This window comes from Stenotrophomonas sp. 115C5 (assembly GCF_056861055.1).
This window is the reverse complement of the sequence record NZ_JBSPUQ010000002.1, coordinates 31,132-47,839: the sequence shown is the minus strand read 5'-3', so window position 1 is coordinate 47,839 and position 16,708 is coordinate 31,132. Positions and strand designations below refer to the sequence as shown.

11 protein-coding genes and 1 riboswitch are annotated in these 16,708 nt (G+C 66.5%); of the genes, 3 read left to right on the top strand and 8 right to left on the bottom strand.

Translation table 11 applies throughout. The features are described from left to right. Nucleotides 1–64: 64 nt before the first annotated feature. Nucleotides 65–316, top strand: coding sequence for a GlsB/YeaQ/YmgE family stress response membrane protein (locus AC13FN_RS03625; protein WP_005411656.1), 252 nt, complete (start codon nucleotides 65–67; stop codon nucleotides 314–316). 72 nt (nucleotides 317–388) lie between these two features. Here AC13FN_RS03625 and xth read toward each other — a convergent pair whose 3' ends face one another. From xth to AC13FN_RS03605, 4 genes are all read right to left on the bottom strand, one after another. Continuing rightward, nucleotides 389–1,156 carry an exodeoxyribonuclease III gene (gene xth, locus AC13FN_RS03620; RefSeq protein ID WP_180836322.1) on the bottom strand — a complete coding sequence of 256 codons (768 nt, stop codon included), beginning with the start codon at nucleotides 1,154–1,156 and terminating at the stop codon, nucleotides 389–391. Between the two features lie 146 nt (nucleotides 1,157–1,302). After that, entirely contained in the window at nucleotides 1,303–2,712 is a 1,410-nt protein-coding gene (locus tag AC13FN_RS03615; protein ID WP_482984530.1) for a coniferyl aldehyde dehydrogenase, read from the bottom strand. 363 nt (nucleotides 2,713–3,075) lie between these two features. Further along, entirely contained in the window at nucleotides 3,076–4,737 is a 1,662-nt protein-coding gene (locus tag AC13FN_RS03610; RefSeq protein WP_049436031.1) for an MFS transporter, read from the bottom strand. A gap of 98 nt (nucleotides 4,738–4,835) precedes the next feature. After that, on the bottom strand, nucleotides 4,836–6,263 hold the full coding sequence (locus AC13FN_RS03605; protein ID WP_049480337.1) for a DcaP family trimeric outer membrane transporter: 1,428 nt from the start codon (nucleotides 6,261–6,263) through the stop codon (nucleotides 4,836–4,838). 245 nt (nucleotides 6,264–6,508) lie between these two features. On the opposite strand from AC13FN_RS03605, the gene acs reads away from it, so the two are divergent. Both acs and AC13FN_RS03595 read left to right on the top strand, forming a co-directional pair. After that, nucleotides 6,509–8,452, top strand: coding sequence for an acetate--CoA ligase (gene acs / locus AC13FN_RS03600; protein WP_482984529.1), 1,944 nt, complete (start codon nucleotides 6,509–6,511; stop codon nucleotides 8,450–8,452). Between the two features lie 121 nt (nucleotides 8,453–8,573). Beyond that, on the top strand, nucleotides 8,574–9,239 hold the full coding sequence (locus AC13FN_RS03595) for a response regulator transcription factor (RefSeq protein WP_482984528.1): 666 nt from the start codon (nucleotides 8,574–8,576) through the stop codon (nucleotides 9,237–9,239). A gap of 102 nt (nucleotides 9,240–9,341) precedes the next feature. Here the strand turns inward: AC13FN_RS03595 and AC13FN_RS03590 are convergent, their stop codons facing one another. The 4 genes from AC13FN_RS03590 to AC13FN_RS03575 form a co-directional block, all read right to left on the bottom strand. After that, nucleotides 9,342–9,797, bottom strand: coding sequence for an REP-associated tyrosine transposase (locus AC13FN_RS03590; RefSeq protein WP_482984527.1), 456 nt, complete (start codon nucleotides 9,795–9,797; stop codon nucleotides 9,342–9,344). Between the two features lie 147 nt (nucleotides 9,798–9,944). Beyond that, nucleotides 9,945–10,520, bottom strand: a complete 576-nt coding sequence (locus AC13FN_RS03585) for a manganese efflux pump MntP (RefSeq protein ID WP_482984526.1) — start codon at nucleotides 10,518–10,520, stop codon at nucleotides 9,945–9,947. 88 nt (nucleotides 10,521–10,608) lie between these two features. Next, nucleotides 10,609–10,698, bottom strand: a riboswitch (yybP-ykoY riboswitch). Between the two features lie 140 nt (nucleotides 10,699–10,838). Beyond that, nucleotides 10,839–14,297 (bottom strand): hybrid sensor histidine kinase/response regulator, encoded by a 3,459-nt coding sequence (locus tag AC13FN_RS03580; RefSeq protein ID WP_482984525.1) that lies wholly within the window; start codon nucleotides 14,295–14,297, stop codon nucleotides 10,839–10,841. Between the two features lie 160 nt (nucleotides 14,298–14,457). Beyond that, nucleotides 14,458–16,605 carry a S46 family peptidase gene (locus AC13FN_RS03575; protein ID WP_482984524.1) on the bottom strand — a complete coding sequence of 716 codons (2,148 nt, stop codon included), beginning with the start codon at nucleotides 16,603–16,605 and terminating at the stop codon, nucleotides 14,458–14,460. Nucleotides 16,606–16,708: the final 103 nt, after the last annotated feature.

Genomic DNA, 16,708 nt, shown 5'->3' with positions numbered 1-16,708 from the left:
ATTCCACGACGGGTTCACAGCCCTGCGCGTCAACTGGTCACAGTTCCCCACCGGAGGTTCGATCATGGGCATCATCATCTGGCTGATCGTCGGCGGCATCGTAGGCTGGCTGGCCAGCATCATCATGAAGCGCGATGCCCAGCAGGGCATCATCCTCAACATCGTGGTCGGCATTGTCGGCGCGCTGATTTCCGGCTGGCTGTTCGGCGGCGGCATCAACGAAGCGATCACCATCCGCACCTTCCTGTTCTCGCTGATCGGTGCGGTGATCCTGCTGGCGATCGTCAACCTGTTCACCCGCAAGAGCATACGGTGATCTGAGGGTAGTGTCGGCCACCGGCCGGCAGACCTTCCAGAACGGGCCCGGCAATCGTCGGGCCCCGTTCGTTCAACCCAACTGCACCCACGCCGGCGCATGGTCGCTCGGGCGTTCCCAGGTACGCGGTTCGCGGTCGATGCCCGAGGCCACCGCACTGCCCTTCAGCGCGTCGGAGACCAGGGTCAGGTCGATGCGCAGGCCCAGGTTGCGGCGGAAACCGGCGGCGCGGTAATCCCACCAGCTGAAGGTGCCCGCCTCGTCATTGTGCAGGCGGAAGCCATCGTGCAGGCCCAGCTGCAGCAGCTTGTTCAATGCGCCGCGCTCGGCGGTGGAGGTCAGGATGTGGTTTTCGTTCCACACCTCCGGGTCGTGCACATCGCGCGCGTCCGGGGCGATGTTGAAGTCGCCCATCACGATCAGCTTCGGGTGCCGCTGCAGTTCTTCTGCGATCCAGGCATGCACCGCGTCCAGCCAGCGCAGCTTGTAGTCGTACTTGTCGGTGCCGATGTCCTGGCCGTTGACCACGTACAGGTTGATCACCCGCAGGTCGCCGAAGGTGCCGGCGATGACGCGCTTCTGCTCGTCCTCGAAGCCGGGAATGCCGATCTGCACGTCCTGCGCCGGCTCACGCGACAGCAGCGCCACGCCGTTGTAGGTCTTCTGGCCGGCGAACACGCTGCGGTAACCCGCGGCGATCAGCGCCGAATCGGGGAACTTGTGGTCCTCCAGCTTGGTTTCCTGGATACCGACGATGTCCGGGCCGAAATCCTTGAGCCACTGCTCCAGGTGCGGCAGGCGGACATTGAGCGAATTGACGTTCCACGAGGCGATCTTCATGGGCGCATTCTACCCGGGTGGGCGGGATGGGGGTCGGCCCGGATTCCCGTGTAGAGCCGAGCCCACGCTCGGCTGCTTCTGCCTGGACCAGCCAAGAGCAGCCGAGCATGGGCTCGGCTCTACGGGAATGCGTCACCGGAATGGCTTCACCGCAACAGCAACCTCAACAACCCGGCAATCTTCGAATACGGTGGCCGCAGCCTATCACTGGCCGACCAGCGCGACTGCCACAACACCGGCAGCAGCTTGCTCATGGCATCGAACCCGGCCTGCCCGTGGTACGCGCCCATGCCGCTGGCCCCCACCCCGCCAAACGGCAGGCCATCGGCGGCGAAGTGCAGCAGCGTGTCATTCACTGTCACCCCGCCGGCCACCACCTGACCGAGGATGCGCTCCACCGTCGCCGTGTCGTGGCTGAAGGGATACAGCGCCAGGGGCCGGTCACGCGACAGCACGTCGGCCAGCGCAGCATCCAGATCCGGGTAGGCCCGCACCGGCAGGATCGGCCCGAAGATCTCCTCGCGCATCAGATCCAGGTCGTCCGGCGGGTCCAGCACCACGGTCGGCACCAGCAGGCGCTCGCGGTCGGCGCGTGCCTCATCCACCTGCGCCAACGGAATCACTGGCACACCGCGTTCGCGCGCCTGCGCCAGATAGCCCTGCAGGCGCCGGTACTGGCCTTCGTTGATGATGCGCGTGTAGTCGTCGGCGTGGTTGAAATCACCATAACGTTCGCGCACCTGCTGCTGCAGCGCCTGTACGAACTCGCGCTGGCGAACGGTATCGATCAGCACATAATCCGGCGCGATGCAGGTCTGGCCCGCGTTGAACCACTTGCCGGTGGCCAGCCGCGCGGCGGCTTTGTCCAGCGGGAAATCGCGGCAGACGATGGCCGGCGACTTGCCGCCCAGTTCCAGCGTGACCGGCACCAGATGCTCGGCGGCGGCGGCCATCACCTTGCGGCCCACGGCCGTCGAGCCGGTGAACAGCAGATGGTCCAGCGGCAGCGACGACACCGCTGCGGCCACGTCCGCGCCACCCTGCACCACCGCCACCCGATCGGGCGGGAACACGCTGGCCAGCAGGTCGGCCAGGAACGCGCTGGTGCGCGGCGTGTGTTCGGAGGGCTTCAGCAGCACGTGGTTGCCCGCCGCGATGGCCGTGGCCAGCGGCACCAGTGCCAGCGTCACCGGGTAGTTCCACGGCGAGATCACCCCGACCACGCCCAGCGGCGTCGGCCGCAGCTGTGCGCGGGCCGGCCACAGTCGCCAGCCCGCACCCACCCGCTGCGGTTTCGACCAGCGCCGCAGGTTGCGGCGCAGGTGGTCGATGGCCGACAGCACGCTCATACCATCGGCCAGCTTCGATTCGACGTGGGCGCGATGGCCGAAGTCCTCGGCGATGGCCTGGGCCATCTCGTCCAGACGCGGCTTCAGCGCCTCGCGCAGGCGGCGCAGGTCGGCTTCGCGCTGGTCCAGCGACGGGCGCTGCGACTGCCAGGCGCTGCGCAGGGTGTGCAGGATGGCGGGGAGCCCGGCCGGCGGAATGGTGGTCATGCCGCGACTATACGGCGTGCGGCACGTCTCGATGGGGTCAGAACCATTTCGCGTGCGAAAGGGTTCTGACCCCGGGCGCGAGATGGCGTGTGGCTTCGGATGCTTGTCAACCGCGATGACGGCATTGAACGCTTTCTGTTCGCGTCTGCGGAATTTTGTGCCGCGCGTTACGCGGTCGCCGAGCATGGCTCGGCGCTACGGGGAAACGAAAAGGCCGTGGTCTGCACCACGGCCCCTGAAACCCGGTGGGGGGCGCCCCCGGGGGGGGGCCCCGGGGAATTTGTGGGTGTTAACAACAATGGCGGTGTCCCGCACCCCGCCCCCTGACCCCGGGGGGTGCCCGAGGGTGGGACGCCACGCCGGTTATTTGGTGATGTCCACGTCCTTGGTCTCGCGCAGGAACAGGCCACCAATCACCACCGACATCAGCGCGATGATGATCGGGTACCACAGGCCGTAGTACAGGTTGCCGGTACCGGCCACCAGCGCGAAGGAGATCGCCGGCAGGAAGCCACCGAACCAGCCGTTGCCGATGTGGTAGGGCAGCGACATCGAGGTGTAGCGGATGCGGGTCGGGAACAGCTCGACCAGGTAGGCGGCGATCGGGCCGTAGACCATGGTCACGTACAGCACCAGCAGCCACAGCATGAAGATGGTGCCGGCGATGTTGATGCGGGCGCCATCGGCCTTGGCCGGGTAGCCGGCGGTGGTCAGGGCGGTCTTCAGTTCCGCACCGAACGCATCGGCCTTGGCCTTGCCGTCTTCCTTGGTCAGGCCGGCGGCCTCATACGAGGTGACGCTGGCGCTGCCCACGTTCACCATCGCCAGCGAACCGGCGGCGGCGGGCTGCACGTCGTACGGCACACCTGCCTTGGTCAGCGCGGCGGTGGCCACGTCGCAGGAGCTGGTGAACTTGCGCAGGCCGACCGGATCGAACTGGAACGAGCAGGTGTTCGGATCGGCCACGACCAGGGCCGGCGAGCTGCTGCGGGCTTCTTCGATGGCCGGGTTGGCGAAGTGGGTCAGGCCCTTGAAGATCGGGATGTAGGTAACAGCCGCCAGCAGGCAGCCGGCCAGGATGATCTTCTTGCGGCCGATGCGGTCGGACAGCCAGCCGAAGAAGATGAAGAACGGCACACCAAGCGCCAGCGCGGCCGCGATCAGCAGGTAGGAGGTGGTGGCATCGACCTTCAGCATGCTGCTGAGGAAGAACAGCGCGTAGAACTGGCCGCCATACCAGACCACCGCCTGGCCCGCCGCCGCACCGAGCAGGACCAGCAGCATCAGCTTCAGGTTGCCGCCCTTCAGGCTGTCACGGAACGGGGTCTTGGAACCCTTGCCCTCGGACTTCATCTGCTGGAACAGCGGCGATTCGCTCAGCTGCAGGCGGATCCACACGGACACGCCCAGCAGCAGGATCGAGACCAGGAACGGAATGCGCCAGCCCCAGGCTTCGAAGGCTTCGTTGCCCAAGAAGTAGCGGCAGGCCAGGATGATCAGCAGCGACATGAACAGGCCGAGCGTGGCGGTGCACTGGATGAAGCTGGTGTACAGGCCGCGCTTGTCGTCCGGCGCGTGCTCGGCCACGTAGGTGGCGGCACCGCCGTACTCGCCGCCCATCGCCAGGCCTTGGGCCAGGCGCAGGATGATCAGGATCACCGGCGCGGCGAAACCGATCGAAGCGTAGTTGGGCAGCACGCCGACCAGGAAGGTCGAGATGCCCATGATCAGGATGGTGACCAGGAAGGTGTACTTGCGGCCGATGCGGTCGCCGAGGCTGCCGAAGAAGGCCGCGCCGAACGGACGCACGAAGAAGCCGGCGGCAAACGCCAGCAGGGCGAAGATCATGCCCGTGGTTTCATTGACGCCACTGAAGAACTGCTTGGCGATGATGGCTGCGAGCGAGCCGTACAGGAAGAAGTCATACCACTCGAAGACCGTACCGAGGCTCGAGGCGAAGATGACCTTCTTGTGGCCCTGGGTCAGGGTGCCCGCTTTGTGTGCGGTGCTGGGTGTGCTGGACATGGGACGCTTTCCCTCTGTGGATGCCGACCTGGGTCGGTGGGTGCCGACCGTTGGTCGGCACTCAATTCGGTAGGTGCCGGCCGTTGGCCGGCACGCTCTTAGAAGCTGTACTTCGTGGTGAACTGCAACCGGGTGATGTCACCCTTGTTGCCGTTCTCCACCTCGCGACGGCCGTACATCAACTCCGCGCCGATATCGACCTTGGGCAGCGGCGAATAGAAGATGTTGCCGCGGATGCTCTGCACGCTCTTGGTCACCAGCGGGCCGAGGATGCTGTCGTTGTCGTAGTCGCTGCGCGCGTAGATCAGGTTGGTGCGCAACTTCGGCGAGAACGCATGCCGCCAGCCCACGTAGCCGGCAAGCACGCCGGTCGGGTTGAGCTCGTCGCGGGCCACGTCATAGGCACTGTCGGCGGTGATGCCCAGGCCGATGTAGCGGGCGATGCCTTCGCCGCCGGTCAGCTGGTAGTGCAGCGAATCACTGTCACCCATCACCCACTTGCCGCCCAGGGTCAGGCCACCGGCCACCTTGTCGGCCTTGGCGCCGGTGGCCTGGTTGTCGACCTTCAGCTGACGGACGATGCCGCCGACACCGAAGGTGCCCCAATCACCCTTCCAGCCATAGCGCAGGGTCAGATCGGGCAGGCTGCCACGGTCGGAGTTGGCGCTGGCGTTGGTCCATGCCCCGGTGACCGGGTTGCGGGTACCGGTGAGGGTGGTGGTTTCCGGGTTTTCCAGCGCGACGCTGAAGCCGCCTTGGGTGTAGCGCACCTGGGCCTGGCGCACGAAGATCACGCCGTCGGTGGGGCCGACGAAGTCGACCGCTTCCGGCAGTGCGGCCGCGTCCATGAAGTTGGACCAGGTCTGGCCGGCCATCCAGTTGTTCCAGTACATGTAGGCGTGACGCAGGGTCACACCGTAGGTATTGGTGGCGGTCTGGTTGCCCAGTGAATTGCCGAAGAAGTCCATCTCGAAGAACGCACCGGCCTTGTTGCCCGATTCGCTCACGTTGTCGATGCCCAGGTTGAAGCGCGAGAACTTGGCGTGGGCATTGAAGTCGGTGCCCGAACGCTTGCCGCTGCCGCCAGCGCCTTCCACCGGGGTCTGGCCCGGCAGGTACAGCGAGCGGCCGGTGGCGTCGTCGGCCAGCTGGCCATCGCTGGTCTGGGTGGCCAGGAAGTCGGCCTTGATGAAGCCGCCGATCTTGACCGTGGTGCCCGGCGCCGCGCCCGGGGTGATGGTGGTGACCTGGATCGGCTGCTTGCCGGCCGGCACCTGTGCGACCGGCTTCTGCTCGGCCTGCACCGTGCGGACTTCGGTTACGGCCTGCTGGGTCTGGCTGATCTGGGTCTGTTGTTGTTGCTGCGAAGACAGCAGCAGCTGGACCTGGCGTTCCAGTTCGGCAACGCGTGCTTCCAGCGCCTTCTCTTTGGCGGTCTCTGCGAACGCCATGCCCGGTGCGACCAGGGCGACCAACAGGCAGGCCGCCAAAGGTGTGCGCACGGCTTTCAACGTACGGTGGCTCATGTTGCCCTCTCTCCCAAGTGGCAAGGTGATGCCGCGCGTGGGGCACGGTCGAGCCGAGACTGCGGGGCGATTATGTATAGCGGCTATTCGCCATTGGTCGAACCCGGCCCTGCTGGGCGCTCACTTTCGACCATGGTCTAACCAGAGTGGTGACGCGACCGGGGGTGGATGGGGCAAACTGAGGGGGATCGGTCGCTGCGATGCTGCGACCGCACACACAAAGTCAACGTGCAAGTGAGGGTGCCATGGCTGATATCTACCCCGTCGATCCGCAGTTCGCCGCCAAGGCACGCATCGACAAGACGTCGTACCAACAGCAGTACCAGGCTTCGGTGACCGACCCGGATGGTTTCTGGGGCAAGGCGGCAGAGCGCCTGCAGTGGATGCGCAAGCCGACGAAGATCAGGAACGTCAGCTACGACCTGTCCGACTTCCACATCAAGTGGTTCGAAGATGGCGAACTCAATGCCAGCGTGAACTGCCTGGATCGCCAGCTGGAAACGCGCGGCGACAAGACCGCCCTGCTGTTCGAGCCGGACGGCCCGGATGCATCGGCCCAGCACGTGACCTATCGCGAGCTGTACGAGCGCACCTGCCGCCTCGGCAACGCGCTGCGCAACCTGGGCGTCAAGAAGGGCGACCGGGTCACCATCTACCTGCCGATGATCGTCGACGCCGCGGTGGCCATGCTGGCCTGCGCGCGCATCGGTGCGATCCACTCGGTGGTGTTCGGTGGCTTCGCGCCGAACTCGATTGCCGACCGCGTCAGCGACTGCCAGAGCAAGCTGATCATCACCGCCGACGAGGGCCTGCGCGGTGGCCGCAGGATTCCGCTGAAGGCCAACGTCGATGCCGCGCTGAAGCTGCCCGGCACCAATACCGTGGAAACAGTGCTGGTGGTGCGCCACACCGGCGGCGCGGTGGACATGCAGGCGCCGCGCGACCGCTGGTTCCACGATGTGGTGGACAGCCAGCCGGCCAGCTGCGAGCCGGAACGCATGAACGCCGAAGACCCGCTGTTCATCCTCTACACCTCCGGTTCCACCGGCAAGCCGAAGGGCGTGCTGCACACCACCGGCGGTTACCTGCTGTACGCGGCCTACACCCATGAAGCGGTGTTCGACCTGCGCGAGGACGACATCTACTGGTGCACCGCCGACGTCGGCTGGGTCACCGGCCACAGCTACATCGTGTACGGTCCGCTGGCCAACGGCGCGACCTCGCTGATGTTCGAAGGCGTGCCCAACTACCCGGATACCTCGCGCTTCTGGAACGTCATCGACAAGCACAAGGTGAGCATCTTCTACACCGCCCCGACCGCCATCCGTGCGCTGATGCGCGAGGGCGAGGAGCCGGTGAAGAAGACCTCCCGCGCGTCGCTGCGCCTGCTCGGTAGCGTGGGCGAACCCATCAATCCGGAAGCCTGGCGCTGGTACTACGAGGTGGTCGGCGACAGCCGCTGCCCGATCGTCGATACCTGGTGGCAGACCGAAACCGGCGGCATCCTGATCTCGCCGCTGGCCGGTGCGATGGACCTCAAGCCGGGTTCGGCCACCCTGCCCTTCTTCGGCGTGCAGCCGGCGCTGGTCAATGCCGATGGCGAGATCCAGGACGGCCCGACCGAGGGCAACCTGATCATCCGTGATTCCTGGCCAGGCCAGATGCGTACGGTGTACGGCGACCACCAGCGTTTCATCGATACGTATTTCCGCACCTACCCGGGCAGCTACTTCACCGGTGACGGTTGCCGCCGCGACGAAGACGGCTATTACTGGATCACCGGCCGCGTTGACGACGTGATCAATGTGTCCGGCCACCGCATCGGCACCGCCGAAGTGGAAAGCGCGCTGGTCTCGCATCCGAAGGTGGCCGAAGCCGCCGTGGTCGGCTTCCCGCACGACGTGAAGGGCCAGGGCATCTATGCCTACGTCACCCTGGTGGCCGAGGAAGCGCCCAGCGACGAGCTGCAGAAGGAACTGGTCGCCTGGGTGCGCAAGGAAATCGGCCCGATCGCTACGCCGGACCACCTGCAGTGGGCACCGGGCCTGCCGAAGACCCGCTCGGGCAAGATCATGCGCCGCATCCTGCGCAAGATCGCCGAGAACGCGCCGGACCAGCTCGGCGACACCTCGACCCTGGCCGATCCGTCGGTGGTGGCGTCGCTGGTGGACGAGCGCAAGGTGCGCTGATGGCGTGACTGCAGGCGCAGGACGCGCCAGGGACGTGGCCGGGAGGAGGGACCCGGCCGTGTCCGACCCGTCCTGCACCTGCCATCACGTCGCTCTTTTTCCTGATCGATAAGCTCGACCCATGACCACCCTCCTGATTGCCGATGACCACCCGCTGTTCCGCGAAGCCCTGCGTGGGGCGGTGCAGCGGGTCATCCCGGGCGTACAACTGTTCGAGGCCGACAGCGTGGAAGCACTGTACGCGCTGGCCGATCAGCACAACGACGCCGACCTGGTCCTGATGGACCTCAACATGCCGGGTGCGCAGGGCTTCAACGCACTCGTGCACATGCGCTCACTGCACCCCCAGCTGCCGGTGGTGGTGGTGTCCGCGCGCGAAGAGGCCACGGTGATGCGCCGCGCGCTCGACCACGGTGCGCTCGGCTTCATTCCCAAATCGGCCGACTCGGACACCATCGGCCATGCACTCGCCACCATCCTCGATGGCGAGACCTGGGCACCGCCGGAAGCGCACAACGTGCCGCCCACCGGCAGCGAAGAACGCGAAGTCGGCCAGCGCCTGCGCGAGCTGACCCCGCAGCAGTTCCGCGTCCTGCAGATGCTCGGCGCCGGTCGCTTGAACAAGCAGATCGCCTACGACCTCAACGTCTCCGAAGCAACGATCAAGGCCCACGTCACCGCCATCCTGCGCAAGCTCGGCGTGACCAACCGCACCCAGGCCGTGCTGATGGCCGGCAAGCTGGCCATCGACGACGACGCCATCGTGCTGCCGCCGGAAGAAGACTGATTGTGACCGACTATGGAGCCGAGCTTGGGCTCGGCTCTACAGACGTCATGATGCCCCTGTAGAGCCGAGCCCACGCTCGGCTGCTCTTTGCCTCAATACCAATCACTCCTCAAGCGGCCATCGGCTCCACGCATAGGGATACTCCCCGATGCACGAGGCCAGCCCAGCACGCACGGGATTGGCCGCGATGTACATCGCCTGCGTGCGCAGGCATTCATCGCTGCGCAGCGCGTGGTCGTAGTATCCCGGCTGCCAGATCGGCGCGTTGGCATCAATGCACTTGCCGATGGATCTTCCACTCCTGGACTTCAGGATCTGCATGCAGCCGGCCAGCGTGCCGGTACGTAGTTCGAACAGCCAATGCAGGTGGTCCGGCATGACCACCCAAGCGAGGGATAAGGTCCGACCGGTCCGCTCAACGGTGCGCAATGCCTCTATCAACAGCTCAACGTTGGCCTTGTCACTGAACCAGGGGCGACGCGCATGCGTCACCGTGGTAAGCGCATAGACATTGCCGGTATGCGACCAGCGACCATAACGGAGTGCGGGACTGGCCATACGGAAAGACTACGGCGTAGCAGAGGATCTCTACATCAGCAAAATGCCGCGCTGCATGTCGGCCATTGCCCCAACGTAGAGCCGAGCCCATGCTCGGCTGCTTCAGGCACAAGCCGAGCATGGGCTCGGCTCTACAGGTACACCTGCTTACCCCACGCCGTGCAGGTGTTCGTACAGGATCGTCGCGCCGATGATCACCAGGATCACGCCACCGATGATCTCGGCGCGCTTGCCGACCATGCTGCCCAGCACGCGGCCGAGCATGATGCCGACGGTAACCATGGTCAGCGTGCACAGGCCGATGACCGCAGCCATCACGCCGATATGCACGTCCATGAAGGCCAGGCCGATACCCACCGCCATCGCGTCGATGCTGGTGGCGAAACCGGTCAACGCCAGCTTCCAGAAGCCGTGATGCTGCGAAGGATCTTCGTATTCCTCGGCGCTGTCCGGACGCAGGCCGTTGTAGATCATGTGGATGCCCAGCGCACCGAGCAGGCCGAAGGCGATCCAGTGGTCGAACGCTTCCACGTACTGCAGGGCGGCACGGCCGAGCAACCAGCCGATGATCGGTGTAATCGCCTCGATGACGCCGAAGATGATGCCGGCGCGCAGCGCATCGCGGAACACCGGCTTGCGCATGGCCGCACCCTTGCCGATCGCCGCGGCGAAGGCATCGGTGGACATGGCAAAGCCGATCAGGAGGATCGAAATGGGGGACATTGGCGGCTGCTGAGGTCGGGCAAGGACGGACGCACGGCTCGCGCTCGCGCCCAACCTGACGTTGCGCGCGCGGGCCGCTGGTCTCGCCAACCATCATGGTTGTCCACGCCACGGCGCACTGGCCGAGTATGTTGACGTGGACGATTCCTGCGAAGGAATCCGGCTACTCCCCAAGGGGACGCGCAGCTTAGCACCGCGATTCGCGCATGGCGCATTTGCAGCGAAACGCGCAGGCAGGGCTGGTTTGTATAGCGATGGCTATATCAGCCCCGCACTGCGTGCGGGAGCCGAGCGTGGGCTCGGCTCTACAGTTGCCCGTCAGGCGTCGCTGTTGCCGGCATCGCGCAGCGCGCCCAGGAAGGCGCGCAGCGAGGCCGGCTTGATCGGCTTGGTCAGCACGCGGTAGCCGCGTTCGCGCGCCATCCGCTTCAACTCGTCGCGACCATCGGCGGTCAGCAGCGCTCCGGGCAACGGGTAGCCCGCAGCCTCGCGAAGTGCCACCAGCGCATCCAGGCCATCCATGCGGTCGTGCAGGTGGTAGTCCACCAGCATCACCTGCGGGCGCTCGGCAATCTTCTCCAGCGCCTGGTCGACGGTGGCAGCGGTGATCACCTGCACCTGCCAACGGCCAAGCAATGCGCGCATGCCGTCCAGGATCTCTTCGTCGTTGTCCACGCACAGTACGCGCAGGCCGGCCAGCGAATCGCTGCGCACCGGTGCGGCCACCGCCTGTACCGGCGTGGCCAGCTCGGTGTAACCCGGCAACGGCGCCACACGCGGCAGGATGATCGAGAACATCGAGCCGCTGCCGACGCGGCTGCGCGCATTGAGGCGATGGTCAAGCAGGCGCGAGATGCGCTGGCAGATCGACAAGCCCAGCCCCAGACCCTGCTCGCCCCAGTCGAACGGCTGCTGGTAGCGGTGGAACTCGTCGAAGATCTGCCGCATATGGTGCTCGGGAATGCCGGGTCCGGTATCCCATACCTGCAGCTCCACCTCATCGCCACGATGGCGCACCGCCAGCACGATGCGCCCCTGACGGGTGTAGCGCAACGCGTTGGCCAGGAAATTCTGCAGCACGCGGCGCAGCAGGCGGCGGTCACTGCGTACCCACGCCGGGCGCGCGAACAGGTCCAGGCGCAGGCCACGACCTGCAGCCACCGGCGTGTACTGCGCCGCCAGTTCGCGCATCAACGCACTCACGTCGAACTCGCCGATGACCGGGTGCAGGCCACCGGCATCCAGCCGCGACACGTCCAGCAGGCCATCCAGCAGTTCTTCGGCCGCGCGCAGCGACGCATCCACGCGTTCGGCCAGGTGCTTCTGTTCGTCGCTCACGTGGTCGCTGTCGCGCAGCGCCGAAGCGAACAGGCGCGCGGCGTTCAACGGCTGCAGCACGTCGTGGCTGATCGCCGCCAGGAACCGCGTCTTCGACTGCTGCGCGACCTCGGCCTCGTGCGAGCGCTCGGCCACGCGCTGTTCCAGCGTCTCGTTGGCTTCCAGCAGTGCTTTTTCCGCGTGCTTGTAGTCGGTGATGTCGTTGTAGCTGGTCACGTAACCGCCGCCGGGCAGCGCCTGCCCACGCATCTCGATCACCTTGCCGTCGCTGCGGGTGCGCTCGAACACGTGCGGTGAACCGGCACGCATGTAGCCGATGCGGCGATTGATCTGCACCTCGATATCGCCCTCGCCCAATTCGCCGCGCTCGGCGTTGTAGCGGATCAGGTCGGCCACCGGGCGGCCCACATAGAGCATGCCGTCGGGGTAGCCGAACATGTCCTGGTAGCGACGGTTCCATGCGGTCAGGCGCATGTCTGGATCGACCACGCTGACACCGGCGCTGATGTTCTCCAGCGTGGTCGACAGGATCTCGCGGTTGAAGCGCAGCTCCTGCCCCGCTTCGTCCAGCACTGCCACCACTTCACCCAGGTCCATGCCCGAGCCACGCAGCAGGCTGGTCAGCAGCAGGCGCGCCGATGCCGCGCCAATCGACGCGGCCAGCAGGCGTTCGGTGAACTGCACCCACGGCCGGTCGGCGGGCGCCGAGGATTGCAGTTCACGGCCCAGTGACTGCGCCTGCTCGAAGAACGAGCGCCGCGCATGGCGCTCGCCGACCACGCGCGAGGCCAGCGCCAGCAGATCGCCCACATGCACGTGACCCGGCCAACCGCCGGCCACCGACGGGCGTTCGGCATACGGGTCGAGGAACGGTGCGGCGCGCAGGCGCTCGTCGACACCGGGTCGCCAGCGTGCGGACACCAGCATCATCGTCGCCGCGTTGACCAGCAGCGACCAGAACGTGCCATGGGTCAACGGGTCCCAGCCGGTCATGCCGAACAGCTGTTGCGGGCGCAGCCACTCGATGCCGAACGGGCCGTGCTGCACCCAGCCAGCATCAACCCAGCCGGCCATGGTCATCGCCGGCAGCAGCAGGGTGTACAGCCAGGTGGCGAAGCCCAGCAGCATGCCTACCTCGACGCCGCGACGGCTGGCACCGCGCCAGTACAGGCCGCCGATCAGGCCCGGTGCGAACTGCGCCACTGCAGCGAACGCCATCAGGCCGTACGACGCCAGCGTGCTGTCGTTGCTGCTGGTGCGGTAGTAGCTGTAGGCCATCAGCGCCAGCAGCAGGATCGCCAGGCGACGGATCCACAGCACGCGCGAGGCGACATCGGCCGCTTCCTGGTGGTCGCCACTGCGGCGCAGCAGCACCGGCATCACCAGGTCGTTGCTGACCATGGTCGCCAGTGCGATGGAGGACACGATGACCATGCCGGTGGCGGCCGAGAAGCCGCCCACATAGGCGATCAGCGCCAGCGCGTTGCGGCCTTCGGCCAGCGGCAGCGCCAGCACCATCGAATCGTCGGCAACGCTGCCGCCGGTGCCGAACAGGGTGACGCCGGCGGTGGCGATCGGCAGCACCATGCCCGAGATCAGCACCAGATAGCCACCGAACATCCAGCGCGCGCGGCGCACATCGCGCACGTCACCGCACTCGACCACCGCCACATGGAACTGGCGCGGCAAGCAGATGATGGCCAGGAAACTCAGCAGGGTCTGCGAAATGAATCCCACCGGCGGCAGGCCGGTGAACAGCGTATGCACCGACTCGACCACCGCGTCGGTGCGGTTGCTCAGCCACAGGTAGGCGAACAAGCCCACTGCCACCATCGCCAGCAGCTTGATCACCGATTCGAAGGCGATCGCCAGCATCATGCCGTGGTGGTGCTCGGTGGCATCGACCTGGCGGGTGCCGAACAGGGTGGCGAACAGCGCCATCAGCAGCGCCACGTACAGCGCCGGATCGGTGAAGAAGCCGGTCGGGCCGGTGTTGCCGGTCAGCACCTGCAGGCTCATCGCCACGGCTTTGTACTGCAGCGCCAGGTACGGAATGATGCCGATCAGCGCGATGATCGCTACCAGCGCCGCCAGCCGCCGCGAGCGGCCAAAGCGCGAGGAGATGAAATCGGCGATGGAGACCACGTTCTGGCTGCGCGCGATCAGCGCCAGGCGCTCGATGATGCGCCAGCCGAACAGCAGCAGCAGCAACGGGCCGATGTAGATCGGCAGGTAGCCGATGCCGTTGCGCACGGCGGTGCCGACCGCGCCGTAGAAGGTCCACGACGAGCAGTACACCGCCAACGCCAGGCTGTAGACCACCGGCCGCAGCCACGGCCGGTCGGGATACATCGGCCGGCGGTCACCCCACCACGCCACGCCGAACAGCAGTGCGGCATAGGCAACCGAGACCAGCAGCAGGATCCAGCTGGAGACCACGCGTGCGTTTCCCTCAGGGCAGGGGCCAGTAGATCACGACCGTTGGTCGTGAGGGTAGGTCATGGCGGTGGGGCACGACCGTTGGTCGTGACGGAGGCATCCATGCCCACCAACGGTGGGCACCCACCAGGAAGCGGTGGGCACCTGCCAGGCACCGGCGTTATTGGGCCGGTACGCCCATTTCCTTCAGCAGCTCGGGGGCCGGGTAGACCTTGGCCAGCAGCCAGCGCAGGTAGCGCATGTCCACGTGCACGGCGCGCTTGTAGCGCGGGTCGAACCACCAGCTGGCGCTGACCGATTCCCAGTTGCTGTCGAAGTTCAGGCCGATCAGTTCGCCCTTGGCGTTGAGCACCGGCGAGCCGGAGTTGCCGCCGGTGGTGTCCAGGTTGGTCAGGAAGTTGACCGTCTGGGTCTTCAGCGCCGGGTCGGCGGTGCTACCGAAATCACCCTTGGCGATCGCCGCCAGCAGCGGCTTGGGTGCATCGAACGGGTAGGCGTTGGTGTTCTTCTCGACGATGCCGGCCACGGTGGTCACCGGCGAATAGGTCACGCCATCACGCGGGTGCAGCGCCTCGACCTTGCCATAGCTGATGCGCAGCGTGCGGTTGGCATCCGGGTACACCGCGCGGCCCTGCTTGGCACGCCAGGCGAACAGCGCCTGCATGTAGGCCGGGCGCAGGCGCAGCTGCTCGCCTTCACGGGTCTTGCTCTCGTTCTCGATGCGCAGCTGCGCGGCCACCAGCGGGCCGGCCACGGCGATCAGCGGATCGGCGGCAAGTGCCTTGCCTTCGCGGGCGGCGGCGAAACGGGACAGGCGCTGCGCCTCGTCACCCAGCTGGGTGCCGGCGTAGAGGGTGTCCAGCGCCTTGGACAGCTGGGCCGGGGTACGGCCGAAGGCGGCGTCGAACTCGGCCACGCGCTGCGCGTCCGGCAGCTGCTGGTAACGGGTCAGCAGGGTGGTCAGCAGCGCCTTCTCGACCTCCGGCGCGTAACGGCGCTGGACCTGCTTGAGCACGCCTTCGATCATCGCCTGGTCGCGCTGCTGGAAACCGCTCTCGCGCTGCGCGTCCGGCTTGGCCGATTCAATGCGCAGGCGCTCAAGCAGCAGTGCCGAGCGCAGCAGCTGGCTCTGCGCGGCCATCTGGTCCAGCAGCAGGTCACGCTCGCCCACCGCCGCACCCTGCGACAGGTTGGTCAGCAGCGCCTTGATGTCGCCCTGGTACTTGCGGTCGGTGGCAGCCAGCATCGCCGTCTCATCGGCGGCACGCTGGGCCTTGGCATCGCTGCGCAGCAGGCCTTCCAGCTCGCCGGCGGCGCGCTTGCGGTTGTTCTTCAGCGACTGCAGCTGCGAGGCGTAGCGGGTGCGCGCCTGCGCGTCCTTGGCACTGGCGGCCTCGATGGTGTCGATCATCTGCTGGAACACCGACACGCGGCGCGGCAGCACGGTATCGATCTGGCCGGCGAATTCAGCGGCGGTGCGATGGCGGTAGGTGATGCCCGGGTAACCGGCCAGCATCGCGTAGTCGCCTTCCTTCGGGCCTTCCACCGACATCTGCAGGTGTGCCGGTGCCTGGTAGGGCACGTTGTCCTTGCTGTAGGCGGCCGGCTTGCCGTCCTTGCCCACGTAGGCGCGCAGCAGGGTGAAGTCGCCGGTGTGGCGCGGCCACATGAAGTTGTCGATCTCATCGCCGTAGTTGCCGATCGCACGCGGCGGCGCATACACCAGGCGCACGTCGCTCAGTTCCAGCTGGGCGATGCGGTAGAAGTCGGTGCCGTAGTACATGTTGGCCACCGAGCAGCGCACGCTGCCGTCCTTCTCGCACTCGGCCACGATCTGCTTGCTGGCCGCATCGACGGCATCGAAGTAGGCGCGACCAGTCTTGCCACGGGCCTGCGCCAGTACCTGGTCGGTCACCTTGTCGAAGCCGACGGTGACCAGCACGCGGAAGTCCGGGTTGGCCGGGCGCTCGTCGGCACGGTCCTTGGCGATGAAGCCACCGTTGATCAGGTCGTGCTGGGGCGAGCTGTTGTACTGGATCACGCCCATCGCCACGTGGTGGTTGGTCAGCAGCAGGCCGTCGGCGGACACGAACGAACCGGTGCCGCCACCGGCACGCACCACCGCGCTCAGCGGCGGCGCAGTGACGTTGGCCAGATCGGCCGGATTGCCCTTGAAGCCTGCGGCCTGCAGCGGCTTGGCCAGTTCCGGCAGCTGGGTCGGCATCCACATGCCTTCGTCGGCGTGGGCACCGGCGGCGAGGGTCAGGCCCAGGGCCAGGGCGGTGGGAAGGGCTTTGCGTGGTGACATGAGGCAATCCGGTACGACAGAACAGCCCGGGACCATAGCCGCTGGGGCCGGATGGGGCAACGGCCGATGGTTGGGGGCCTGTCAGGTAGAGCCGAGCCAATGC